Annotated in this window: 24 protein-coding genes; 10 read left to right on the top strand and 14 right to left on the bottom strand. The window is 44.4% G+C overall.

From position 1 onward, the window contains the following. Positions 1-137 precede the first annotated feature (137 nt). The 6 genes from LAY57_RS00655 to LAY57_RS00625 all read left to right on the top strand — a co-directional run bounded on the left by LAY57_RS00655 (position 138) and on the right by LAY57_RS00625 (position 8855). The gene (locus tag LAY57_RS00655; protein WP_338022333.1) at positions 138-3086 is read left to right on the top strand and encodes a hybrid sensor histidine kinase/response regulator; all 2949 of its coding nucleotides are present in this window, start codon (positions 138-140) and stop codon (positions 3084-3086) included. Positions 3087-3307: 221 nt separating this feature from the next. Next, entirely contained in the window at positions 3308-4348 is a 1041-nt protein-coding gene (locus tag LAY57_RS00650; protein WP_249064338.1) for a chemotaxis response regulator protein-glutamate methylesterase, read from the top strand. 97 nt (positions 4349-4445) lie between these two features. Further along, positions 4446-5714 carry a SpoIIE family protein phosphatase gene (locus tag LAY57_RS00640; protein WP_420839053.1) on the top strand — a complete coding sequence of 423 codons (1269 nt, stop codon included), beginning with the start codon at positions 4446-4448 and terminating at the stop codon, positions 5712-5714. Between the two features lie 72 nt (positions 5715-5786). Next, positions 5787-6380, top strand: coding sequence for a slr1658 family protein (locus tag LAY57_RS00635; protein ID WP_249064337.1), 594 nt, complete (start codon positions 5787-5789; stop codon positions 6378-6380). Between the two features lie 53 nt (positions 6381-6433). Continuing rightward, positions 6434-6787, top strand: coding sequence for a slr1659 superfamily regulator (locus LAY57_RS00630; RefSeq protein WP_249064336.1), 354 nt, complete (start codon positions 6434-6436; stop codon positions 6785-6787). Between the two features lie 265 nt (positions 6788-7052). Continuing rightward, the gene (locus tag LAY57_RS00625; RefSeq protein WP_249064335.1) at positions 7053-8855 is read left to right on the top strand and encodes a mechanosensitive ion channel family protein; all 1803 of its coding nucleotides are present in this window, start codon (positions 7053-7055) and stop codon (positions 8853-8855) included. 86 nt (positions 8856-8941) lie between these two features. Here the strand turns inward: LAY57_RS00625 and LAY57_RS00620 are convergent, their stop codons facing one another. Next, positions 8942-9289, bottom strand: coding sequence for a hypothetical protein (locus tag LAY57_RS00620; RefSeq protein WP_338022331.1), 348 nt, complete (start codon positions 9287-9289; stop codon positions 8942-8944). Positions 9290-9478: 189 nt separating this feature from the next. Here LAY57_RS00620 and LAY57_RS00615 point away from each other — a divergent pair, with 189 nt between their 5' ends. The 4 genes from LAY57_RS00615 to plsY all read left to right on the top strand — a co-directional run bounded on the left by LAY57_RS00615 (position 9479) and on the right by plsY (position 12934). Further along, complete coding sequence (locus LAY57_RS00615; RefSeq protein ID WP_249064334.1) at positions 9479-10228, top strand: MlaE family lipid ABC transporter permease subunit; 750 nt, start codon at positions 9479-9481, stop codon at positions 10226-10228. Between the two features lie 55 nt (positions 10229-10283). Further along, positions 10284-10670 (top strand): DUF3119 family protein, encoded by a 387-nt coding sequence (locus LAY57_RS00610; RefSeq protein WP_249064333.1) that lies wholly within the window; start codon positions 10284-10286, stop codon positions 10668-10670. A 96-nt stretch (positions 10671-10766) separates the two neighbouring features. Continuing rightward, the gene (locus LAY57_RS00605) at positions 10767-12101 is read left to right on the top strand and encodes a DUF3086 domain-containing protein (protein WP_249064332.1); all 1335 of its coding nucleotides are present in this window, start codon (positions 10767-10769) and stop codon (positions 12099-12101) included. Positions 12102-12268: 167 nt separating this feature from the next. Then, positions 12269-12934, top strand: a complete 666-nt coding sequence (plsY, locus tag LAY57_RS00600) for a glycerol-3-phosphate 1-O-acyltransferase PlsY (protein ID WP_249064331.1) — start codon at positions 12269-12271, stop codon at positions 12932-12934. Here plsY and LAY57_RS00595 read toward each other — a convergent pair. The 13 genes from LAY57_RS00595 to LAY57_RS00535 form a co-directional block, all read right to left on the bottom strand. Beyond that, entirely contained in the window at positions 12931-13482 is a 552-nt protein-coding gene (locus LAY57_RS00595; RefSeq protein WP_249064330.1) for a Uma2 family endonuclease, read from the bottom strand. The two genes, plsY and LAY57_RS00595, sit on opposite strands and share 4 nt — an antisense overlap. Positions 13483-13703: 221 nt before the next feature. Continuing rightward, positions 13704-14306, bottom strand: coding sequence for a Uma2 family endonuclease (locus tag LAY57_RS00590; RefSeq protein ID WP_338022330.1), 603 nt, complete (start codon positions 14304-14306; stop codon positions 13704-13706). A gap of 137 nt (positions 14307-14443) precedes the next feature. Continuing rightward, entirely contained in the window at positions 14444-14794 is a 351-nt protein-coding gene (locus LAY57_RS00585) for a type II toxin-antitoxin system PemK/MazF family toxin (RefSeq protein ID WP_249064328.1), read from the bottom strand. Further along, positions 14791-15027, bottom strand: a complete 237-nt coding sequence (locus LAY57_RS00580; protein WP_249064327.1) for a hypothetical protein — start codon at positions 15025-15027, stop codon at positions 14791-14793. Before LAY57_RS00580 ends, LAY57_RS00585 begins: the two co-directional genes overlap by 4 nt. 24 nt (positions 15028-15051) lie before the next feature. Further along, positions 15052-15468 (bottom strand): DUF8810 domain-containing protein, encoded by a 417-nt coding sequence (locus LAY57_RS00575; RefSeq protein WP_522729849.1) that lies wholly within the window; start codon positions 15466-15468, stop codon positions 15052-15054. A gap of 128 nt (positions 15469-15596) precedes the next feature. After that, positions 15597-18248: a DNA methyltransferase gene (locus LAY57_RS00570; RefSeq protein ID WP_249064325.1), complete on the bottom strand. Its 2652-nt coding sequence runs from the start codon at positions 18246-18248 to the stop codon at positions 15597-15599. A gap of 119 nt (positions 18249-18367) precedes the next feature. Continuing rightward, the gene (locus LAY57_RS00565) at positions 18368-19186 is read right to left on the bottom strand and encodes a type I restriction endonuclease (protein ID WP_249064324.1); all 819 of its coding nucleotides are present in this window, start codon (positions 19184-19186) and stop codon (positions 18368-18370) included. Between the two features lie 130 nt (positions 19187-19316). Further along, positions 19317-20687, bottom strand: coding sequence for a phosphotransferase family protein (locus LAY57_RS00560; RefSeq protein WP_249064323.1), 1371 nt, complete (start codon positions 20685-20687; stop codon positions 19317-19319). A gap of 296 nt (positions 20688-20983) precedes the next feature. Further along, positions 20984-21793: a pyrroline-5-carboxylate reductase gene (proC, locus tag LAY57_RS00555; RefSeq protein ID WP_249064322.1), complete on the bottom strand. Its 810-nt coding sequence runs from the start codon at positions 21791-21793 to the stop codon at positions 20984-20986. 107 nt (positions 21794-21900) lie between these two features. Further along, positions 21901-22494 (bottom strand): cell division protein SepF, encoded by a 594-nt coding sequence (locus LAY57_RS00550; RefSeq protein ID WP_249064321.1) that lies wholly within the window; start codon positions 22492-22494, stop codon positions 21901-21903. Positions 22495-22992: 498 nt separating this feature from the next. Continuing rightward, positions 22993-23685, bottom strand: coding sequence for a YggS family pyridoxal phosphate-dependent enzyme (locus LAY57_RS00545; protein WP_249064320.1), 693 nt, complete (start codon positions 23683-23685; stop codon positions 22993-22995). Beyond that, positions 23682-23957 (bottom strand): transcriptional coactivator PipX, encoded by a 276-nt coding sequence (gene pipX / locus LAY57_RS00540; RefSeq protein WP_249064319.1) that lies wholly within the window; start codon positions 23955-23957, stop codon positions 23682-23684. The genes LAY57_RS00545 and pipX overlap by 4 nt, the downstream gene beginning before the upstream one ends. A 377-nt stretch (positions 23958-24334) precedes the next feature. Further along, the gene (locus LAY57_RS00535) at positions 24335-25306 is read right to left on the bottom strand and encodes an energy-coupling factor transporter transmembrane component T family protein (protein ID WP_249064318.1); all 972 of its coding nucleotides are present in this window, start codon (positions 25304-25306) and stop codon (positions 24335-24337) included. Between the last annotated feature and the right edge of the window lie 2 nt (positions 25307-25308).

The raw sequence follows: 25308 nt of genomic DNA, 5'->3' as shown, positions 1-25308 counted from the left end.
GGGAAGAGGGAAGAGGGAAGAGGGAAGAGGGAAGAGGGAAGAGGGAAGAGGGAAGAAAGGGCAATCAAAGGTTTGGTGGAATTAAGAATGTCCTAACTGCCGAGAAGGTTGCTATATAACAAACTAAGAGGGAGGATATGATGAGCGAGATCACGATGCTAGATGTGTTCCGGGAGGAAGTGGAAGCCCAAGTTGCCATATTAAACCAAGGGCTATTATCCCTGGAAAGCGAACCCCAGACTCGCCAAATGCTGGAGTCATTGATGCGTGTTGCTAATGCGATCCAAGGAACCGCTAGGCTGGTCGAAATCGATGCGGCTATTAACCTGGCTCAGGGTATAGAAAGTTGCCTTGATAACGCCCAAAAACAAAGCGTTACTCTGAGTGGTGGTCAGATTGACTTGCTGCTGCAAGGGGTCGATTTACTCTTAAATATTAGCCGGGTAAAGGAGGAGGATTTAGAGGATTGGCTATCAGAAAATCAAGATAATATCGAAAGTATTACAAATAGTATTGACACTATGCAGACGGCGGGGATGGCATCAGTTTCCAAGGGAAGGATAGAGGCAAAAAAGAAATCGTCAAAGCCGGAAATACCAACTGTGGAGGTAAGTTTAGAGGATGATTTCAACAGGAAACAGACAAAAATTGTACCAAACCTGCCAGCTATAGATGTTACCCCCATTGCCGATCGAGAAACGCCCAGTCAGAAACAAACAACTGCGATCGCAGACAGCGAACCTTCTCCAGACGCAGATGAGACGTCAAGCATCGGCGACACCTCAATGTTGGAGTTATTCCAGCTGGAAGTAGACGCCCAAGCAACCGTCTTAAACGAGGGACTGTTAGCGCTAGAAAGCCAACCAGGTTCTCCGAAAGTACTGGAATCTTTAATGCGAGCGGCCCATTCCGTTAAAGGAGCCGCCCGCATCGTGGCGCTTGATGCAGCCGTTAATTTGGCTCACGTGATGGAGGACTGCTTTGTAGCAGCGCAGAACCAAAAGATTACTCTGGAGGCAGATGGGGTTGATGTGCTGCTACATGGAGTCGATCTGCTGATCAACATCAGTCAGCACGGGCAAGGTTGGGTTAAGGAAAATCGGGAAGATGTTGAAAATACTAGAGAGGAAATTTCTGCTCTGCTGACACCGGGAATAGCACCAGTTAAAAGGGTACCCTCAAAGCAGGAAACTCAGGCAAAACCGGCTTTGGGGCCAAAGCAAGAAATGGTTGTTGCTGCGTCTGCTGGCATCCAAACACAACCAACTGCGGCGAAGGAAACCAAATCGATCGCTACGCAAACATCTAGTAATGTGGAGAAAGCCAAGCAACCCACAGAAGATCCGAATACCGATCGCGTTGTCCGAGTTTCTGCCGAAAATTTAAACCGGATCATGGGTTTGGCAGGCGAATCCCTGATCGAGGCAAATTGGCTTCAGCCTTTCGCGGATTCCCTGACGATCCTCAAGAAACGCCAACTGGAATTATCGAAAATTTTAGAGAATTTTCAGCAAGCTCTGGCAGTCCACCACAAACAAGATACCGACACTTATTTAGAAGCCGCTCGCGCTAAGGATCGAGAATGTCGGCAGATTTTGAGCGATCGCCTGATCGAACTAGAATTATATGCCCGTCGCACCGGCAGTTTAAGCGATCGCCTCTACCGGGAAGTAATTGCCTCTAATATGCGTCCCTTCGCCGATGGGGTGCAGGGATTTCCCCGAATGCTGCGGGATTTAGCCAGGAAGCTGAACAAGCAAGTTAAATTTGATATTATCGGCAAAGCCACACCAGTCGATCGCGACATCATCAAAAAACTGGAAGCTCCCCTCACCCACATTTTGCGGAATGCGATCGATCACGGTCTGGAGTTTCCCGAAGAGCGACTAGCCGCAGGCAAACCAGCAGAAGGAACTTTGCGACTCGAAGCAGTCCATCGAGGCGGAATGCTATCGATTACCATCTCTGACGATGGTAGAGGAATCGACCCAGAGCGCCTACGTCAAAAAATTATTGATAAGGGTCTGGCAACCCCGGAAATAGCAGCTCAACTTAACGAAAGCGAACTGATGGAATTTCTGTTTTTGCCTGGATTTTCCACAGCCAAGCACGTCACCGAAATTTCCGGTCGCGGTGTTGGTTTGGATATTGCTAAAAGCATGGCGCACGATGTTGGCGGCAACGTGCGAGCCAGTTCTGGGCTGGGAAAAGGCATGACTTTTAACTTCCAGTTGCCTTTGACGCTCTCCGTTGTTCGCACCCTGTTAGTAGAAATATCCGGCGAACCTTATGCCTTTCCCCTAGCGCGGATTGAGCAAATTGTCAACGTGGATAAAAACGAGATTTCCTCAGTGGAAAACCGGCAATATTTCACTATGGACAATAAAAATATCGGCTTAGTAGCGGCTTATCAAGTATTGGAATTGAAGCAACCCCCGCCAAAGTCCGACACCTTATCTGTTGTCGTCATCAGCGAACAATCAGACTATTACGGACTGGTGGTCGATCGCTTTTTGGGCGAACACGATTTGGTGGTCAGACCGTTAGAACCAAGGCTGGGGAAAGTTCAGGATATTAGTGCTGCTGCTTTAATGGGAGACGGTTCCCCGATCCTGATTGTCGATGCTTCTGACTTGATGCGTTCTGTCGATAATCTGCTTAACGACAGCCATCTGAACAGTGTTGTTAGCAATGCCGATCGGGTTGTGACAGACACCCGCAAGAGTATTCTGGTAGTAGATGATTCCATTACCGTGCGCGAAATGGAACGAAAATTGCTCCAAAACAAAGGTTACAAGGTTGATGTCGCAGTTGATGGAATGGAAGGTTGGCACGCCGTTTCCACAAATCACTACGATTTGGTAGTTAGTGATGTTGATATGCCCCGCATGAACGGAATCGAGTTTACCAGCCAGATTAAAAATCATCCCAAACTGAATAAAATCCCAGTGATTATTGTCTCCTACAAAGACCGCGAAGAAGACCGCCTACGCGGTTTAGAAGCTGGAGCAAATTATTACTTAACCAAAGCCAGCTTTCAGGACGATACATTAGTAAACGCAGTGTTCGATTTGATCGGTCATTAGATTTTGGATTTTGGATCGATCTCGAATGAATCCGATATCGATCCAAAATCCTGTTCTTATTCTTATCTGTGTTCATCTGTGTTTATCTGTCTTCATCTGTGGTAAAAATTTAACCAACGATAACAACAGACAATTTGACGAGAGCGCTCATGTACTAACGATGTTACCGGACATGATATTATTGGTTAAATTTAGAATAAAATGACTAATGACTAAATAATATGAGAATAGCAATTGTAAACAATATGGTGATGGCAGTAGAGACGCTACGGCGCGTCTTGATGACTGTAAAAGACTATCAAGTGGCTTGGATAGCACGGGATGGTGCTGAAGCAGTGACTAAATGCGCCCAAGATACCCCAGACCTGATTCTGATGGATTTGGTCATGCCGAGCGTGGATGGGGTAGAAGCAACTCGCCAGATCATGAAGAATTCTCCCTGCGCTATTCTGGTGGTAACGGCTAGCGTTGGGCAAAATGCGTCTAAAGTATTTGAAGCGATGGGATATGGGGCATTAGATGCCGTCAGCACACCAGTTTTGGGCCCAAGCGGCAACCCTGAAGCAGCCCAAGCAATGCTTGCGAAAATTGTCACGATCGGGAAACTGATTGGCAAATCAGGTGGAACTTCTAAATCCAAAACCCATACTACCCAAAGCCCTCAATCTATCTTCGCACCCAGCGCATCCCGTTTGCCTCCTCTAGTGGCGATCGGTTCTTCAACAGGAGGGCCTAACGCTCTCGCAAAGATCCTATCTCGCTTACCGGCAAGTTTCGGTGCAGCAGTAGTTATTGTCCAGCACGTAGATGCAGAATTTACCCCCAGTTTAGTAGAATGGCTAAATCAACAAACGCCCCTGAGCGTGCAGCTAGCATCCCAAGGAAGTCGTATCGAAGTAGGAAAAGTATTAATTGCCGGAACGAACGATCACCTGTCGTTGCTATCGACTTTGAGTTTAAGTTATACGAAAGACCCGATTAATTATCCCTATCGTCCTTCAGTTGATGTATTTTTCAAAAGTGTAGCTCAGTACTGGAACCGCCCCGGAACAGCGGTGCTACTAACAGGGATGGGCAGAGATGGAGCGGAGGGGCTAAGTGTGTTACGCAACAAGGGATGGCATACGATCGCCCAAGATCGGGCCAGCTGTGTGGTTTATGGGATGCCCAAAGCAGCAGTAGACTTGGGTGCTGCGGTGGAAGTTTTACCCCTAGATGCGATCGCCACTACCTTAATCGATCGAATAGCAATGATGCGCTAGTTACTCGCTACATTCTATCTTCAGGTCAACATCTCAAAAGGAAATCAAAGCAGTGGTAGAAGATCCAATTACAGTCTTACTCATCGACGATCAACCAATGATCGGCGAAGCCGTTCGTCGAATGTTACTTCCAGAAAAAGATATCACCTTTCATTACTGTAGCGACCCTACCAAAGCACTCAAAGTCGCTAAATCATGTCAGCCAACAGTCATCTTACAAGACCTAGTTATGCCAGAAATGGAAGGACTGGTCTTAGTGCGCTTTCTCAGAGCCCAAAACGCTCCCACCAGATACGTTCCCCTCATCGTTCTCTCTAGCAAAGAAGAACCCCTCATCAAAGCAAAAGCTTTTGCATTAGGCGCAAACGATTATATAGTCAAACTCCCAGACAAAGCAGAACTGGTCGCCCGCATCCGCTACCACTCTAAAGCTTATGTAAACCTTCTCAAACGCAACGAAGCCGAAGCCATCCTCCAAGCCGAAAACTTCCGCATGGCTAAAGAACTGGAGATGTTGCGCCAAATGCAACACATGATTCTGCCTACATCAGATGAACTAGAAGCCATCGAAGGTTTAGAAATTGCCGGTTTTATGGAACCAGCCGACGAAGTTGGCGGCGACTATTATGATGTCCTGTACACAGACGGCGTAGTTACAATTGGGATCGGTGATGTCACCGGACACGGACTCGAAAGTGGCATCTTAATGGTCATGACCCAAACAGCAGTCCGTACTCTTAAAGAAATTCGAGAACTCGATCCAGTTAAATTTTTAGACGCCCTCAACCGCACTCTTTATAAAAATGTCCGCCGCATGAATTCAGATAAGAGTTTGACATTAGTCATTCTCACTTATACAAAAGGCAAAATCAGTATCAGCGGTCAGCACGAAGAAACGATTGTAGTGCGAAATGGAGGCGAAGTTGAGCGCGTTAACACGATGGATCTGGGGTTTCCGATTGGGTTAGATGAGGAAATTACTGACTTTATCAATCATACCACCATCGAATTAAATGCAGGGGATGGAATAGTCCTCTATACCGATGGAATTCCTGAAGCCTACAACATGGATAAAGAACAATATGGGATTGAGAGATTGTGTGAAGTTGCCAGTCAAAACTGGGATGGCTCTGTCGAAGAAATTAAGCAAGCTATAGTTGATGATCTTAAAGGATTTATCGGCAAACAAAAAGTTTTTGATGACATAACTTTAGTAGTTCTCAAACAGAAAGAATTTGACTTTGAGGAAGAGGAACCAGTTGAGGAAGACCCCGTTGAGGAGGAGGAACCCGTTGAGGAGGAGGAACCCGTTGAGGAAGTTAACAGACCGGCGAGCAAAAGGAAAAAATTCAGGTTGTTTCGCTAATGATATGCCAATGTTCGACATCAAGATTTTGCAGCCACTAATTAACCTTCAATCAATTAAGAAGTAACAAATATGAGCCAAATTTTTGGAGAATTTATTGAAGAGTTTCCTCTGGAACATGAGTCTTTAGAACTGAGCTTTACCTCCAGTTCTCGACCAATTGAAGAACGGTGGCGTAATAACCGCTTATCCGCTTATTTTGTTGCCAACTATTTTTCAACCTTTCTGCCAATTGATGAAAACCCCGATCGGCGGGAAGATCGGATCGAAGCAACTAGAAATACCGTCAGTTATGTCGGCAACGAATTGTTAGAAAATGCCATGAAATCTAACGAAGAAAACAATCATAATAAAGTTAAGTTTGGCATTCATTTTCTGGAAGAGTTCGAGAAAGTAACAGCTGTGATTTTTACGGAAAACAGTATTACTACTCAAAAGGCTAGGGAATTTCAAGCCTTTATTAGGGAATTGCTTGACGCCGATCCTAATGAGTTATATGTTCAGCAGATTGAAAAAACAGCCGAATCCGAAGATAGTGAAGCCTCCGGCTTAGGTTTGCTGACCGCTATCAATGATTATTCAGCAAAATTAGGCTGGAAATTTGAGATTGCACCCAGTAATCCACAAATTGTCATTGTTACTACAATGGCTCAAGTTGTTGTATAATTTTTACTGATGAATCATTTCGACATTTCCATAAAAAAAAGGAGAAACAATTTATGGCAAATCCAGAAGTCAAAGGCGATGACTATCAGGTTCAATACGAGCCAGCGTCCTCAACAGTTTATTTTAAAGGGGATATTACTCTCGGAAGTCCCAAGGAATATGTTCCCATTGTTAAGTTGCTCGATCAAGCGGCTAATGCAGACCCAGACACCTTAACATTAAACGTGAAAGAATTAGCATTCCTCAACAGTTCTGGCATTAGTATGTTATCTAAATTTGTCCTGGGGATGAAGAAAAAGAAAGGAACTCAATTAGTAGTTTTAGGCGGCAAAAAGGTGCCCTGGCAAGGTAAATCATTGAAAAACTTAGAACGATTGCTTCCCGGCTTAAAACTGGTAGTAGAATAAGGTAAAATAGTTAGGAGCGATCGTCAGACTTGCCATAAATTTACACCTTTGTCAATTTCAACTTTGAGAACGTTTCGCTATAAGTCGCTCCAACTAACAACCGAAAATCAAAAAGGTCTCAAGCCCCAGACTTTCAGTCGTGGAAAAGAAAAAACTTTTTCGGTATTGTCAGCCCCCGAACGACCGTCTGGGAGTTAATCCCAAATCCCCAATCCCAAATCCAAAATTATTGTTGACATTTTTACAAATAAAGTTAAGGCAAACTATGTTAAATAAAGCAACTGCTATGTTACAAAACCTCTTGCATCAATTTGATAAAATGAATACAGCTAGTTCGATCCTGATTAGTTTGCTAATCACGGCTCTGGCAACTGGGCTATTATATGTATTCTTATTTTATATCTTGCGCCCGCTCTTTCGGCAATTTGAACGGGACATCGCAGTCGTTACCTTAGGTGTTTCCGCCTATCCAGCCCTCATCGTCTTCGCTATCTTCAGCCTGAGAATCACTTTTAAGAATCTAGTCTCTGTTAAAATTCCTACAAGTATAGAACATATACTGACATCGATAATTATTATAGTCATTAGTTATTGGTCTGTCCAATTATTTCTACAAGTTTTTATTTACTACCTCAAAGATTACACTCAAAAAAGCGAAGTCATGTGGGATGACGTATTGCTTCCCATCCTATCAGCAGTTGTTCCTGTGCTGATCTTCATAACTGGCGGGGCTCTTGTTTTTGGAACCTTTGGGGTTGATTTAAGTGGCATTTGGGTAGCGCTGGGTGGTGCGACTTTTGTGCTTGGTTTTGCACTTCAGGATATTTTGGCTAATTTCTTTAGTGGGATTGTTTTACTGATTGATACGCCTTTTCAATTTGGTGATATTCTGCTCCTTGAAGATGGTTCAATTGGAATGCTACGCCGGATTGGTGTTCGGGTGACTCAGCTATATATATTTAGTACCCATTGTGATGTTTATATTCCTAACAGTGTATTGCAGGGTCAAAAACTCACGAATCTGAGTCGTCCTACCTCTTTGTACTATATCGCTATGGATATAGAGATACCCCCTGAATCTAATATTGATGAAACCCGTAAGCTGATCGAACAAATTGTGTTAGCTCATGCCGATACACTAGGGGATATCGATACTAAATTAGAGACGATCGATAAATACTATAGCTACGAAGGATGTGACCCTAATCTCACCCAACAACAAAAAATAGGCAAATCACGGCTACTGGCGGAACAGGCGGTCAATTTCCAATTAGAGGAAATAGAACAAGCGCTGGAAGCTTTGGTTGTGACAATGCAGTTTGCTGAAAAAGGAGGGCTAACGGAAGACGAAAGAGAAAATGTCCAACAGGAATATCAAACCATATTAGAACTTATCGGTTTCCAAGTAATGGATGAAACCAATAATAACCGCAATGGATTTGATCTTCAGGAAAATAATGAAGAGGGACTGATTGAGTTAATTAGAGAGTGGTATCGAACTTGGCTTAAAGATCCTAATTTACTGGATCGGGATCAATACTTCATTTCTGACGAATGGGAGCGAAAGATTAATGTGTTAAAGCGCAGAACGCAACGCTTGTATCAAAAGATATCCAATCCTCAAGGTGCGGAAACTCGCTTAGATGATTCTGTGATGGAGTTAATTAAGTGGCTCAAAGAAAAGTTGAAACTGTCGCGAGAAAAATGGCAAGAACCGCAAATTAGGATGATCGGAATTAATCATAATGAGGTTTCCTATTTTATTGGTTTGGAACTCGCATTTTTTGTGGATGATATCAAACTGGAAGATGGGAAACGGGGCGATCGCGTCAGGAGTCAACTTTATCAAGAAATCTTCCGCCATCTCAAAAGCACCTACCTTACTTGGAATGGTCTTCAAGAGAATGAAACGAAACCGAATACTGGCAATGGTGCTGATGTCGCCACTAATCCGAATCTTGTCCAGACTGCCCTCGATCCGGCGACGGCTAAACAAGGGTTCGCGTTTTACCTGTCCGTAGGGAAGAACAAACCCGCTATCAAGGCTGGAAAACCTTTTGAGGGGTAAGGGTTGATTGAGAATTTTAGATTTTAGATAAAGGAGAAGATTTTTGGTTTTCTTGGGAAGCGATTCCCAATTCCCGTGCTATCAAATCAATTCCCGCGAAGGGTTTGATACCTGTAGAAAGCGTAGGTGTCAAACATAGCGCCGACCAATGCACAAGTTGTCCCAATTGTCAAGAGTCCCTGGATTGGACAGCCACTGCCAAAAACGGCCAGGAACTTCCAGATTGACTCCGCGCCGGACTGACATATAATTCCCAGGCCAGGAATATAGCCGATCGAAGATAGACCTGCCAACGTTCCCCCGATTAGCAGAATGGGGGCGACAAAGCTGAGGATACTCGTTAGCAGCAGAGAGCGGAAGAAGTTGGGGGAAATACTCATGCCTTGCTTAGTACTCCAAATCGAACTGACAGCGGCCATGCCTGCAAAAGGCACTTGCCACTTACCACAATAGGCGCGATATTCAGTGTCGAGCCAAAAAGTTAGAAATCTTAAGTTTTAATTAAAAATAGACAGGATAAGTGACTGGGGATCGTTCATATTGGATACAGTTCTTAATGCAGTGCGAACTTTTGTGGAGTAAGGGCGATCGCTTTTTTCAGTTTAAGGTTATGGGGACAGCGCGTGCTAGCGGCAATTTTGTTGGGCGGACAAGTACTAATCCACCTACTCAACGGCAAAATCCACCGGCGCAACACCCTAGATCAAATGGCAGCAGTTGGCCCAGAATCCCTGCTCATAGCCCTGGTAACAGCGGCTTTCGTGGGCATGGTATTTACAGTTCAGGTGGCGCGTGAGTTTATCAACTTGGGTGCAGGCACCGCCGTGGGAGGAGTTCTGGCACTCGCGTTGTGCCGCGAACTGGCCCCAGTCCTTACCGCTGTCGTGCTGGCGGGACGAGTCGGATCGGCTTTTGCGGCAGAAATAGGCACAATGCGGGTCACCGAACAAATCGACGCCCTCCTGATGCTCAAAACCGATCCGATCGATTATCTGGTGATTCCCCGCGTGATCGCCTGCTGCTTGATGCTGCCAATTTTGACCATTATGTGCCTAGTAACTGGCATGATGGGAGGATTGCTGATTGCCACTAACCTTTACGGCATCTCCCAATCAATATTTCTAGATTCGGTTCGCAACTTCCTGGATATCTGGGATATCTGTAGTGCAGCGATCAAGGCTTTTTGCTTCGGAGCGCTAATTGCCGTAATTGGCTGTAGCTGGGGCTTGACGACGACAGGAGGCGCTAAAGGTGTGGGACAATCAACGACCACTGCCGTGGTAACATCTTTGCTAGCGATCTTTATTGTCAATTTTTTATTGACTTGGGTAATGTTTCAGGGCACGGGCAGTGTGATCCAAAAAGGCTTATGAGGCGTCAGCCTATAAAATAAAAGTGGAGTCTGTTCATCTTGAGGAATTAAAGACTGTGACCACCGCTACTCCCATCGGATCGCAACAAACGGTTGAACTCTCTGCCAGTTACACGCTGCCAATTGTCTTAGTAGTAGGCGCAATACCGCTACTGCTGGTACAAGTCTGGCTTAGCTCGATCGTCGCTTTGTTCGGATTATTCCTCTTGTTCCAGACTGCTACTATCCGTCTGAAATTTACAGAAACGGCTTTAGACGTATACCGATCTGATAAGATAATCCGCAGCTTTCCTTACCGGGAATGGCAAAATTGGCGAATTTTTTGGCCGGGAGTGCCAATTTTGTTTTATTTTAAAGAAGTCAAAAGCATCCACTTCTTGCCTATGTTGTTCGATGCCAAGATGTTACAAATCTGCTTGGAACAACGCTGTCCGAAGATTTAGTGAAAGGTCAGCCGTGCTGAGTGTCTATGAGTTTTTAGTGGGAAAGGCCACCAATGCCCTACCTTTGTTGAGTAACTATTAGTCGTTAGTTGTTAGATGAATTCAGAAGAAGCCCAAACCCAAAAACAAGAGCAACAGCCAGAGCAAGAACCAGCTATGGAGGCATTGGATAATTTACAAGCGCAAGGTGCCACAGTTGATTTTGTTGCAGAGTTACCTGAAGATGATTTGGTAGTAGGCGATCGATCGCTTTTAACTACTGAACAAAACAATGAGTTTATCGAAGGGGATGTACTGCCGCTTGGCACTGAAGATATGCCTGCAAACGATAATTTGGTAATCGGCGGGTCGTCTGCAAATACTCAAGAGCTTGCCAGCAACAATGCTCTGAGAGAAGATGATTCAGCCCCTGTAGAGGATAAAGTGCAGATAAAGATCGATCGCATTTCTGAGTTAGAAGCACGGGTAGCTGAATTAAAGCAAGAGGAACAGTCTCTCAAACAGGAAATCTCCTCTCTACAAGTCACCCGAAAGATGCTCTCCGCGCAAATGACTGAAACGCAAGCAACTTTAGGTAGCTTGATTCAAGAAGGTTTGAGCGAATTAGAACAACGCAAGCAGACGCTGCAAATTGCCATAGAACAGTTAGAACGCCGCCAGGAAAGGGTTCGATCTGAGATGAAAACGACATTTGCTGGAGTTTCTCAAGACTTGGCAATTCGTGTACAAGGCTTTAAAGACTATCTGGTAGGTAGTTTGCAAGATCTGGCGTCGTCAGCAGAACAACTGGAACTGATTCCTAAAGCACCAGAACCAGAAGAAAAGGTCGTTATTAAAGATGCTAAACCGATCAAAGAATCTGGAGGGCCGAAATTTGCAGAACAGGGTTTTCAGGAACAATCCAAGCAAATTCGCAAACTTTTAGACCAATACCGCACGCGACCGGATTATTATGGCCCGCCTTGGCAACTGCGGCGCACTTTTGAACCAGTTCACGCCGAACGGGCTTCTTACTGGTTTTTTACTCAGGGTGGTAAAGGCGCGTTGCGGACTATGGGTTCTCGCCTGCAAAATATCCTGATTTCTTCTTCTATTATCTCGGTGTTGCGATCGCAATATGGCGATCGTCTCCGCAGCCTAGTCCTGGCAAATACCCCCGAACGTCTGGGAGAATGGCGGCGCGGTTTGCAAGACTGTCTGGGCATTTCTCGCAGCGATTTTGGCCCAGAACGAGGAGTGACTCTGTTTGAAGCCCCAGAACCGATGGCAATCAAAGCTGAGCGGTTGGTGAAAGAAGGGCAGATGCCGTTGATTATCATTGACGAAACAGAAGACCAAATTAGTCTAGCTGTGCTGCAATTTCCCCTGTGGTTGGCGTTTGCGCCCGATCCACAATCGCCCAGCTATTCTTTGGAGCGCGATCGTTTTTAAGGATTCGTCCAAAAATTAGATTTTGGATAATTTCGATCGCAGATGTACGCTGATCTTAGGTACGTAGTTGCGCTTTAGCGCTAAAGCGCAACTACGTACCTACGGAGCCTAATTCAATGATTTAATCTGTAATCTTAAATTGGAAATTTTCAGTAAAGGATCGATTGATGATGGTTGAGTTAAGTGTAAATATTGCGTTGTTGCTGGTGGCTTATCTGCTAGGCTCTTTTCCGACTGGCTATTTAGCTGCTCGTATTCTCAAGGGAATTGATATTCGCGACCAAGGATCTGGTTCGATTGGCGCAACGAATGTGTTGAGAACGTTGGGAAAAGGGCCAGCAATTGTGGTTTTGCTGGTGGATGCTGCTAAAGGTGCGGCTGCGATCGCGCTTGCTCATTTTGCATACATCATCTCTGGCAATTTGTCAAGTAATGAGGGATTATCTTTACCTTGGCTGGTGGCTTTGGCTGGATTAGCGGCTATAATCGGTCATAGTTGGCCAATTTGGTTGAATTTCAAAGGCGGTAAATCAGTTGCTACCAGTTTGGGGATATTGCTAGCAATGTCTTGGCAAGTTGGTTTGGGAACGTTAGGAGTTTTTGCGGTAGTGATGGCAATTTCGCGGATTGTATCTTTGAGTTCGATTGTGGGTGCGATCGCAGTTTCCGCCCTAATGTTTGGATTTGGTGAACCGTTGCCGTATCTGCTATTTGCGATCGCAGCTGGTATTTACGTTATCTGGCGTCATCGCGCCAATATCGAGCGTTTATTAGCAGGAACTGAGCCAAAAATCGGGCAAAAATTACAGACAGACGCAGAACCAACTGTTTAAATACTGACAATAGAATCTACTAATACAGCTACATCTGGAAATGCCAATGGATAAATCGTTCCAACTGTAAGCGTAGTCTTGGAAGCATACTCACCATCTTGAGGATCTCTGAATACTACAAGCTGTCTCTTTTTAAGGTTGACTACCCAATATTCAGGGATTCCCGCTTCCGCATAGACTTTACTTTTCGTATCCAAATCCTTGTTCAAAGTAGAATCTGAGTATTCAATTAGCCAAAAAATATTTTCAGGTAATGGGTGATGCTCTAGGTATTCGCGCCCCAATCGTTGTACAATCGCGATATCGGGTTCTGGTTCAGAGTTGTTGGGAAGCGTAATGGGTTTAGCAGAGCGAATCATTGCTCGATTTCCTAACAATCTAATTAGATATTCTCCCGCTTCACTACTGAAATAGGCGTGAGGTTCTCCTTCCGGTGACATCTCGACAATTTCCCCCTTTAGCAGTTCTACGCGGCGATTATCCAAAATGCCCACCGCAATCATGCGGTGATACTCATCTATCGTCCATTTTGCTGTGGTTACGGTCATAGTGCATGAATCGGATACGTTATGCGATCGTGCCATTGAGTACGAAATACACATCCATGCTTAACAGTGTAGGCAATATATATTTACATTGTCAATACTTTTTGTCAAAACCGATCGTATCATGTCGGTCGATTATTGTTAAATTTTGGTACGTTGTTGCGCTTTAGCGCTCTTTAATATAGCGCTAAAGCGCAACAACATACCTGAAATATCCCTCATTTTTACTCTGCTTCAAAATCAACTTTATCATAGAGATCTGCCAGAGAAATTTCACAGGGAACTGTATTAAGGGCTAGGATTGATTCTGCACCATCATACTCAGAAAAAATCCATTGATGCGGTTCGGTTTTGTAGTATCGCTCAACGTGCATTGAGCATTGTTCGATCAATACATACTCTTGAAAAGTGGGAATAGTGCGGTAAAACTTAAATTTTTCGCCTTGTTCGCATAGCGTCTCCGAAGGAGAATCATAAGCCTGAGTTGATTTTGATAATATTTCGGCAATCATTACCGGATTGGTAATAGTATCTTTTCGTCCTTCTTGGAGTTGCAAAGCTCCTTGAACTACCATGACATCAGGGTAAGTATAGATACGTCGTTGGGGAATCCACAATCGCTGATCGCTGACGAATATATCGTAAGGTTGCCGTTTAAGAGCAAAGTTTAGGGCTGCATAAAAGTTGCCAGTAATACGGTTATGATTGGGCATTCCACCGGACATAAGGATTATTTCTCCATCAATGTATTCATGTTTTTCTTCTGCGTTGACTTCTAGTTCTAGATACTCTTCTGGGGTGTAATATTTTTTCTGTTCTGCTTGCATAATCATCTTAATTAAACCTCCAATGTTGCAATTTTATATTTACTGGGTTTGCTCATTTTCCCGATTTTAACAAATCGATCAACTTGGTGTATATTTCGATAATGGCAATTTCCTCGTTCGATCATCCTTTAATGTGATTATGGCATTGAGTAACCAAGGGTAAATAATACAGTTGTTTCTAACAGTGCAATAGTTTCCGGTTCCAGTTGTCCTAATTTCTTGGTAAGTCGAGTTTTATCGAGAACGCGAATTTGATGGCAGAGGGCAACAGAGTCTTGATTCAAGCCTCCTTCACCACTAGATATTTGAATACAAGTAGGAAGCTCGGCACGGCGCAAATTGCTGCTGACAGGAATTGTGATGACGGTTGTGGTAAATTTGGATAGAGTATTTTCTTGAAAAATAATTACGGGACGAGTGCCAGCCTGTTCTGAACCCTGAACTGGATCGAGAGTTGCTAGCCACACTTCCCCACGCTTAATAATCATGCTCGATCCTCTTTTTGTAGTTGCTCGATGTAGTCTGCTATTCCAACTTCTGCAAGTTCTCTGTCTTCCTGGGCAAATTCTTGATAGAGGCTGGCAAATTGATCTAAATCAACTACTTTTTGATTGAATCGACTGCGAAATTTGATAAATTCGATAAATTCGGCAACTTGCTTGAGTTGATCGTCATTAAATCGATCGATTTCTTGTTTGAGCTTTTCTTTGGTTAATTGCATTTTGGTTCTCCTAAAAGAGTTAATTCAGGTTTGTTTATTCTCAACAATAGCAATTTCTTCCTCTGTCAATCCATAGAGTTGATAAACAATCTTATCTATCAGTTTATCACACCGCATCAGTTGCATTTTGATTGGCAGTAAGGTATCTAAACTTGCCTGATATTCTTTTTCTAAGGGTTGCTGTTCTTTTCGCGCAACGGGATCGATTTTAAGTTTCTTTTTGTTTTTCTTCAGCACTTCGATTAACTCGTCAAAGCTGAGATGGGGTTCGTCTTTGGAATAGTCTCCTAAATAATTCTGAATTTTCGATTTATTTGTGAGGGTGTCAACTGGACAACCGATAAACCGTTCTAGCCATTGCAAAAAGCTTTTGATTTCGGTTTGTTTTTGTTTGTTTAAATCGATCATTTGTTCGGCTAGATAGGCTAATAAATCGTGGATTACATCGGCTTCTTCCGGTTGTTGGCTGAGGTGATGGTTGGTTGACTTGGGATATTATTGGATCGAGGTTGTGAGCGATCTTTATGCTTGATAGTGCGTAGGTGCTTCGCCTTCTCCCAGAGGTTGCTCTATTCCTCTTCAAATGCTCCATCAAACTCTGTAAGTGAATCCTCTTCAATTTCAATCTCATCAACTGCATCATCAGTTAATCCTAGTTCCTTCTTGGCAAATACACGCCGTGCGCGGCGATCGAGAATCTTGATAATATTAGTTCTATCTTCTTTAATAGCCTCAATATCCTCTTTTTGAATCAGCACCATATAGTAACGGGATACTTCCATCATGCGATAAGCGTACTGGAAAGCATCTCTAGTAAACTCACCAGTAGTCACAATCATCACTACATCAGCGCCAGTTACAAAAGTCATGCCTACTTCTTTAGCTAACACCTCAACATCTACTCGTTTGGTGTTTTTGCACTGAATTTGCCAACGGTGATAAACAAAGCGATCCGATGCAGCTAAAACATCTACTTCCCCTTGTCCAGTTTCATAGTCCCGTTTGCGCCATTTTGTGAATCGAAGACTCGTCAAACGAATCATCCAAATTGCTAGCAATTCTAGTGCTTTGCCTTTAATATGTTTATCTGCATGATCTAAATCATTGACAACATCTTCAAAACTTCGATTTAGCTCAGTTTGGGAAATTTCTGTTATGTCTGCAATAGACTCTAACAATTTAGACAGTAATTCACGCTGTGCTTTTTCAGTCAGCTTAACCAGATTGGGTTTAGCACCACGTCCACCCGTAGTTTTCTCAGTTTCAATTAAACCTACTTCTACTAAAGGTTGAATAATATCCTTAACAAATGACTTTGAGGGGAACCGTACTTTATAAACACTCACCGCATAGTTAGCAATGTCATTCCACTTGGTTAGCTCTATAATGCTCATCTGGAGCATTGCCAATAGAAAATACTTTTGCTCTGAAGTGAGAGTATAAATCTCATCGATATAGTCTTTATCAAGTTCTAGGATGTCATAGACTCGATCCCAATTAATTTCGTATGTTTTCTCAAATACCCCTGCTTCTTGTAACCATTGCCGCATAGTGCTAACATAGATGGCGTTGGGAGAGAGAGAATACCCCATCTCTTGAAGTTCGTAACCAATTAAATCCAATTTTGGTTTATCGCCTCTACTGTTAATTGCTTCCACTGCTTTCAGCAAAGACATTCCAGTTAAGTTAGTCAGAATGTGACGAGCAAAAATTGTAGCTGCTTCATCAGCATCGCTCTGATAAGCTAATATTTCATTAGCAAGATCTGTTACTTGGTACTGCCAATCATCATCATTAATCGACTCAACTAACTTGTAAGCACGAAGAGAAAGAAATGTATTCATCGCAAGTTTGCTGCGATTTTCCCCTTGCTGTAAATCATTTTGCGTTGAGTGACTAGAATAATAACGCTTGGCAATTTCAGCCTGTAAGAGACGGCGATCGGGTTGGCAATTTACACAGAGTTGCACTAATTCCGGTAAATTCATCGTTTTAGGTTCAAACTGATGCCCGTAGGTAAACTTTAGTTTTTGATCTGCCATATTGTTATTATGTGATTGAAATAAGTCTAATTGGATATAACTATTTTGCTCGTCTATTGTAGATGATTTGTCAATATAATCAGGGGCTAAAGCCAGCGCTTTGGCTTTCAGAACTTTTCTCTCTTTTAATGGAGTAACAACCAATGGGGCATCTTCTTCAAATCGAAACTGCGATGCTTTAATATAATTTTGATCTAATTCAAAAGCTAACCAACGGCGATCGAGGGTTTCCGCTACTCGTCCTGTAGTATTTGAACCTGCAAATGGATCGAGAACTAAATCACCAGGTTCTGTACAAAGTGCTATGACAAATTCAGGTAATGCTTGGGGAAATCTAGCAGGATGAGCTTTAATTCCTGCTTCTTTACATCGTCGCTGATAATAATCATTAGATGCAGTATTAGAAGCTGAGATAACATTGACAGGCTGTGCTAAATCATGCTCTAAAATCCAATTAAATTCTCCTAATACTGGCAGCCCAATGAACGCGCCGGAACTGCACGTAGGATCGGCTATGATGTTTGGAGGAATAGCACCACCCCGATCGTTCTGAAATTTAGTAGAAATATCATGCCCAGACGGGCGTAACTTGGCATCATACCCATTTTTCAATAGGTTTTTCATCGCCTCACTGTAAGGGCGTAAAACCCGTTTGTTATTGGCTTTAGGGTGCGGATCTTTTGATAACCACCAAACTGTATTCACAGCATCTTTCACCCTTTCTCTCCGCACTGTAACCCACTCAGCAGGGGTCGGAAGTTTGGCTGGATTGTACCAAAAAAGTTCTTGGGCGAGGAAGAAACCCAAACCACCTTCTGATTTTGGTTTGCAAAGCTCTATTACTAACTCAAAATGATACATCGAGCGCACGGGAAAACCTTTAAGCCACGTTCCTCCAATATCTATGACTAGCGAGCCTTCGCGCTTGATAATACGATAGAATTCACGGGCAAATGCCTTGAACCATTCAACGTATTTATGAGCATCTACATTACCATACTCTTTTTTTCTTACTAGGGCGAAAGGTGGAGAAGTGCAAATTAAATCGACGCTTTCATCTGGCAATTCTGCCATGAGTTCCAAGCTATTACCTAAGTAAGCTGAACCTAGCTGCGTCCTGTAGTAGGGCTGACGGCTAATTTGGCTGGCGATATCAAACTTAGAAATACTTTGCACCATTTCGCTTTCCTGTGACAACCCAAAGAGATAGAGTAACGACTTTTATCAATATCTTGAACGCAGACTTTCACAGATTATACCATTCCTCTTTCAAATTTGCGGTTTTTCAATGGTGCATCTCATTGTTCCGATGTCACCGCTTCCCCGCGTCGGGTAGCATCTGCGACAAATCCTCCCGCCAAATCAGGAAAAATGCGATCGAACACCAACGCTTTTAACTCATTCCCCACTCGCGTCGCATAAGTTGTGCTACCATCGCGCACTCGTTCTAAAAAATTGCGTCCTTGGGAATCTTTAACGAATGCTTCTTGGCGAAAGAATAGCCAAAAATCTTTAAACTGATCTAAATCTTCTGCTTCCAGAAGTTCCACCAAATCCACTTGATAAAACTCTGTTGCTGTGGAAGAAGCTTGTCGATAATATAACCGCCACTCTCTCCCATTGGTTAAAATTCCCCAATCTACCCCCGTTCCCGTGAGATAGCTAGCAATCTGAAAAGATGGGTTAGTATTCTTATAAATATCACGTCGATCGTTAGCGGAAACCTTGCTGAGTGAACGTTCCCAGTATTTTGCTTCTGCGATCGCAATTACCCGCCCATAAAACGCAGTCTCATTACTTTGTAAAGGATAGGCAGTATCCCGCTCATTTTCACTATTAAATAAAGCATAATCTGGTCGTTCTGCCCTACCTTTACCGCGAGTCGTCACCTGGGGAATATAGCTAAATCCCAGAATATCCAATGCAGGTTTAATAAATACTTCCTCTGTTTGCGCTTCACTCAGGGTTGGCAACAGAGCTTTTTTGGAAATATAAAGATTTTTTAACTTTTGAAACTTGGCTGCCACATCCACTTGCCATTCCGGGGATTCCTGAAGCCGATGTTTCAGATAATGCTGGGAAAAAAGCGGTTTGTTTGGTTTTTGTCTATCTGTCACGATCTAACCTCCGATTTTCAGTATTCCCACAATTTACCCCACCCCCCTCTTCTATACTTTACAGCAACTTGCAGTCGGAGGTCGTAAACCCCAGAAACCCGGTTTCTTGAAGAAACCGGGTTTCGCGTACCTACTCACCAGAAAAGCGCTGTAACAACTTTTCCAAACACAAAGGTACTGCAACTTCCATCTCCCATCTAGCTAATTCTTCTAAATGGGAAACTATCCAGTAATAAGTTATCGCCTGATACAACATTCCCAACGTTTTCGACAATTCAAACGCTTCAATCAAACGTTCCATCGGTTCGTAAATTGTCCAAGCTTCCAGATAGGCATTGCGGAGGCGAGTACGTACATCGGGAATATCGGGAACGTATTTTTCAATATACAAAAAGTTAACGATATCGAAAAAAGGATGCGCTACGGCGCTAGTCGGCCAATCAAAATAAATATAATTATTATCATCGGTTACAACGACATTTTTTGCCCAAAAATCCCCATGTACTAGCGTCTGCGGCAGATTGTAACTTGCCAATGCGTCGCACATTGCCTTAAATTTGGGAATCAAAGCACGCAGTTCATCAATATCACTTTCTTCAATAATTATAAAATCTCCTGCCTGCAATGCCTCGGTATCACTTAACAGCAACTCAATAAAGTATGATAGCGTTTTCAAACGACGATCGGGCCAACCCAACCTTATCAAATTATCAACGTGCTGAACAGATTCTATCTGAATTTCAGCATATAAGCGCAACGCTTTCTCCCACTGAACGACATCTGTAACTTCTGACAAAATCCTTCCACCGAAATCCAGCATCAAAATCCAGTGCTGTTCTGGTTCCACAGCTAATATTTTGGGGAAATTTGCTGGATAATATTCAGCTAAAGTTTGCGTGAATAAGAATTCTTTACCTAATACATCGGGCGTAGCTTTAAAGTAAATATTTCCCGCCGTCGTACTTATCCGCATCACGCAGGAAACACCCCAAGATCTTAATTGTTCAATAGGAGAAATAACACTTATGCCAAGACTATTTAATTGTTCGTCAATCCAAATTGTTGCCTTTTCAAACCAGCCAATTCTTGCCCAAGGAACTCGGTGTGTGCTAATTTTAGAATCTTCAACCTCATTAAACCAAGCTTTCAGCACATCACGATGCACTGGCACAGTTAGCGGTAGATTATCCAATTCGTATTTATCAATCCAACGAGCCTCAGCAGGTGGGTTCCAGCCGGGAGTGTGATTTTCAATGACAAAAACTCGGTTTACGCGATCGCTCTCAGTATCCAAGTCATTGTAGACGCAGCACAGCGTTGTTACATCAATGCCCAACTGCTCGTGCATAGCTTGGTTTACCAGACCAACATGAGCAAAATGATTTTTAGCAGGCACAAAATGTGGTAAAGACCAACCATCCTTAACCCGAAGCACCAACACCTTGGACTCGGTTGTATGGGGAATAATCGTGTAGCAATCAAATATTCTTTTATTAATCATAAGCTGCTACGCATCTAATTTGACAGTCAGTTTTTCCGATCTTCTTGTGGGATGGGCATCCTGCCCGTTTTTATATTGGATTTAGATGCGTAATATCTTATTATGTCCGGTAGCATCTGTTACCTAAAAAATTCAGGTTCTTATTCTTATCTGCGTTCATCTGCGTTCATCTGTCTTCATCTGCGGTAAAAATTTAACCAACGATGAAAACAGACAATTTGACAATATCACTGATAAGTAGTCGGACACGATATCATTAGTCATTGGGGAATCTGAAATCTCAAATTGCCCAGTACCTAACTGCCAAGTTCTTTCGATCGCCGATAAGCCTTTTTAACCGCTTCAATCAAAGCCGATCGAAAACCAAGACGTTCTAATTCAGCAATGCCAGCAATAGTTGTACCGCCAGGACTGGTAACCTTGTCCTTGAGTTCCGCCGGGTGCATACCCGTTTCTTTAAGCAGTTGAGCGGTGCCAAGTACGGTTTGGAGTGCTAACCCAGATGCGATCGCTCTTGGCAAGCCTGCCGCCACCCCACCATCGGTAAGCGCTTCTACCAGGATCGCCACATAACCCGGCCCAGATCCCGATAAACCCGTCACCGCATCCAGCATAGTTTCTGGCACTTCCACCACCTCTCCCACAGCTTGGAAGATACCTTGCGCCCGTTCAAGGTGACCCAGCTGTACATGATTGCCAGGAGCGATCGCAGTCATCCCAGCGCCCACCGTTGCGGGCGTATTCGGCATCGCCCGAATCACCGGCTGTCCCGGAAAAGCCCATTCCAGCTTATTCAAGGGAACGCCAGCCATAATCGAAATCACCAGCTGCCCTTCTACAACAACCCCATCTTCTACCAACTCTGCCGCTACGCTATCAAACACTTGCGGCTTAATTGCCAAAAACAGCACTTCGGCTGCCCTTACCACTTCCTTATTGTCAGATGTCACTGCGATCTGGTATTGCTGGGTCAACAAACTGCGGCGTTGCGCCTGGGGTTCGCTGACCAGAATTTCTGACGGTAGATATATTTGTTGATTAATTAAGCGGGATAAGAGAGCTTCTCCCATTACCCCGCCACCGATGATGCCAAATTTTATAGTCATTGGTCATTAGTCATTGGTCATTAGTCAAGAGTCATTAGTCAAGAGTCATTAGTCAAGAGTCATTGTTGACTGCCGACTGCTGACTGCTGACTAATGACCAACTCTAGTTAGATCGACTGAACGATCCGCTGATCGGTTGCCCAGGAGGGGGCTGGAGTGGCTGGACGGGGGACGCGCACTTGAGGCTGAGGGACTTCGTGAACGACACCCGATTGGGTACTCACCTGGACACAGTTAGGCGTAAACAGGAAGATGCTTTCGCCAATGCGTTCTTGGTGACCGTCGATCGCATAAGTGCCACCTGCGATAAAGTCTACCGCACGTTGGGCCTGGTCGGGGTCCATCATCGTCAGGTTCAACACCACCGATTTCCGTTCCCGCAAAGCTTGAATTGCTTGAGGCATTTCTTCAAAGGTGCGGGGTTCCATTACCACAACTTCAGAAAAGCTGTTGCTAACTCCGGGCATTCCAATCACGTTATTCATTGGGGATGGTATTGTAGTTTCTGGTGCTACGGTGATGCGATCGCGCATCCGGCGACGCTGACGGCGATCTTCTTCAGTGGCGGGTTGAGCAGTTTCCTCTGGGTAGAGGTTTTGGTAGTTATTCCGCTCGTCCGCATCGTCGTAATCGTCGTACTCGTATTCGACTGGCTCGTTGAGGCCAACGAAATCTCTTAGCTTGGTAAAAATATTATTCACGGTTGTTCACACTCCATCCAACTACAGTTTACTAGAGATTGTTTCGATCGTTTTGGCAGAGAAGAGGCATTTGAAAATCGGAGTTTTTCGCATACCTTCGCTTATGGTAAGGTTACTTGACTTGGGAAGCACCTCTTCTATTTATAATGTCTCGACGCTGGCAATATGTTAGCCTATGGTCTGTTTAATTTTAGAAATTATTCCGGCTAAAGTAGCCGATCGTCGATTTATAGCTAGGGACTAGGGGCTAGGGGCTATAAAAGTCAAAAGTCAAAAGTCAAAAGTCAAAAGAAGAAACAAGAAAGAAAAAAGGGGCTAGGGGCTAGGGGCTAGGCTTCGACGTGAGCGCTCAGCGTTCGACTGAGCGTTCGGCTGAGCGCTCAGTCGAACGCTCACGCCGAAGTCCGAACGGGGCTAGGGGCTAGGGGAAGAAGATTGTCAGCACTCAGCACTCAGCACTCAGCACTCCTGAAGCACTCAGCACTCAGCACTCAGCACTCAGCACTCCTTCTCTCTTTCGCCAAACAGAGTTGTCCCCAAGCGTATCATCGTCGCACCCGCTTGCACTGCCAGGTGGTAATCGTCGGACATACCCATTGAAAGGTGCTGCATTTGAATGCGCGACCAATTTTGCTGCTGGATTTTTTCCGCTAGTTCGCGGGTACTTTGAAAAAATGCCAGAATTTCTTCTTCATCCAAATTTAGGGGAGGAATGGTCATTAACCCAACTATTTGTATATGTTGGCACCGATCGAGTACGGCCAGATCTGCTAGCAGTTCGGATACTGTCCAACCGTGTTTGTTGGGATCGGGTAAAAGTTTGACCTGGAGGCAAACTTGCGGCTGTTTGGATAGCGATCCTGCCAAGTTATCCAATTGCTGGGCTAATTTTAAACTATCTAAAGAATGAATCCACTGAAAATGCTCCAAAGCTTTTTTAGCTTTATTGGTTTGAAGATGTCCGATCAGGTGCCAGGTGATATCCGGTAAATCTTGCAGCTGAGACTGTTTGGCTTCTGCTTCTTGCACGCGGCTTTCGCCAAAATCCCGTATTCCGGCAGCATAAGCAGAACGCATAGCATCTACCGACACCTGCTTGGTGACGGCAATCAAGCGGACAGATTCGGGTAGCTGTTGGCGAAGGAGGCTAATCCGAGACGCTATTGCATCAGATAACTGGGAGCGGGTCATTGAAATGTGCGATGATGAATGACCATGAGCTTATCGTACTCCTGATATTGACCGCTGCGACGCAGCGATCGCAGGCGATTTTCTACCAAAAGGCGAGAATCCGAACGGGTAATCGGCTCGCAAGTGATGCCAGCCGGTGTAGTGACAACTAAAAAAAACAGACGTTGAGCGTAGAGTGTGGTGAATAATTCCTTGTGTTCTTCAAGTACGCACACCCGGTAAAGCAAACCAAATGTAGGATGATTCAGGTAAGTTTCTGTGTTTTCATTCATTCTTCAGCGTAAGCTGATTAATACTTATTCCAGCTATAAAGGGCGGTAACCTATATCTGGGTTGTACCCAGTTCGCATAACCTCCAGCATGGCTGGGGCTCAGATGCCAGTTGTATTGCACAACTCTGTCACCAAAAGGGACAACAGTAGATTGCTTGGCGGGGGTATTGACAATATCAGTATTTTGACAAATGTGCAACACAGTATATCTCAACTATTCATCCCATTACTTTATAGCAATCTGGGCTCATCTTTTTGCTAATTTGCCGTCAGCTACGATCGCACCTCCCACTTGACCCCAAATGATATTTAGCTATGCCTGGGGCGGGCTAAGCCAAGGAGCGATCGCCAATACTAGGGTTGTACTGGTTCCATCATCACAGTTCGCCGTTCCCCCAAATCAACCGCACTCCCCAGAATACCGCTAAAGTTGCGATCGCAAGCCAGTCACTTCTCTTCATACGCAACTGACTCCACTCTACCCGATGTCGATCGGGACTGGTAAAACCGCGTACTTTCATCGCGCTGGCGATTTGATCGGCTCGCAGGAGCAGATTTTTCAGCAGTCGCTCTGCGATCGTCATCCACAGTCTAATCGCTCTCCGCAAACCTAGCTTTTTCCAATTTATTGCCCTTGTCCACACCGATCGGACTAGGTTCTGCACTTCTTCCAAGACTAAGGGAATGAAGCGCAAAGATAACGTTAAAGTTAGCACAATTTCTGTCACCGGCCAGTTGAATCGGCGCAGGGGTCGCATTAAGCTTTCAATCCCAGCAGTTATTTCCTCTGGAGCAGTTGTGAGCAGGTACAAATTAGTGCTGTAAATCAGCGTAAATAGTAAGGTACTGACGCGAATTGCCAAATCTAAAGACCTGCGGGTAACTGCGATCGGCCCCTGTTTAAATACTATGTAACTGTAGCCTGGGGATTTTAGATTTGCGATCGCCGATAAGAAATTCTTCTGCTCCCCCGCTCCCCCACTCCCCCGCTCCCCCGCTCCCCCGCTCCCCGGCTGAGGGTTGACAAAAGCCATTTCATCTGCTGGTAGTCGCGGCTGATAACTTACCGCCATTCCGTCAGGGGCTAGAGCGCTCAAGAAGAAAACAAATATACTGAGGATCAGCAACCAAACCATTTGCTGACGCCACACCCGCAACGGAATTCTCGCTGTCAAGGTAATCAAAATCAGCAATACTGACAGGGCGATGCGGCTAGAGGCATTTGCCAGAATGGGCGCAAACAGGAAGCTCATCAACCAACCTAGCTTGACTCGCGGATCGAGTTTGTGCAGCCAAGTGGTGGGTTCTTCGAGGTATAGCCCTAAAGGTAGCGATCGCAATAAATCCATCT

Source organism: Argonema antarcticum A004/B2, from assembly GCF_023333585.1.
GTDB lineage: Bacteria > Cyanobacteriota > Cyanobacteriia > Cyanobacteriales > Aerosakkonemataceae > Argonema > Argonema antarcticum.
Note: the sequence above shows the minus strand (reverse complement) of the source record. Positions and strands in the feature narration are given on the sequence as shown.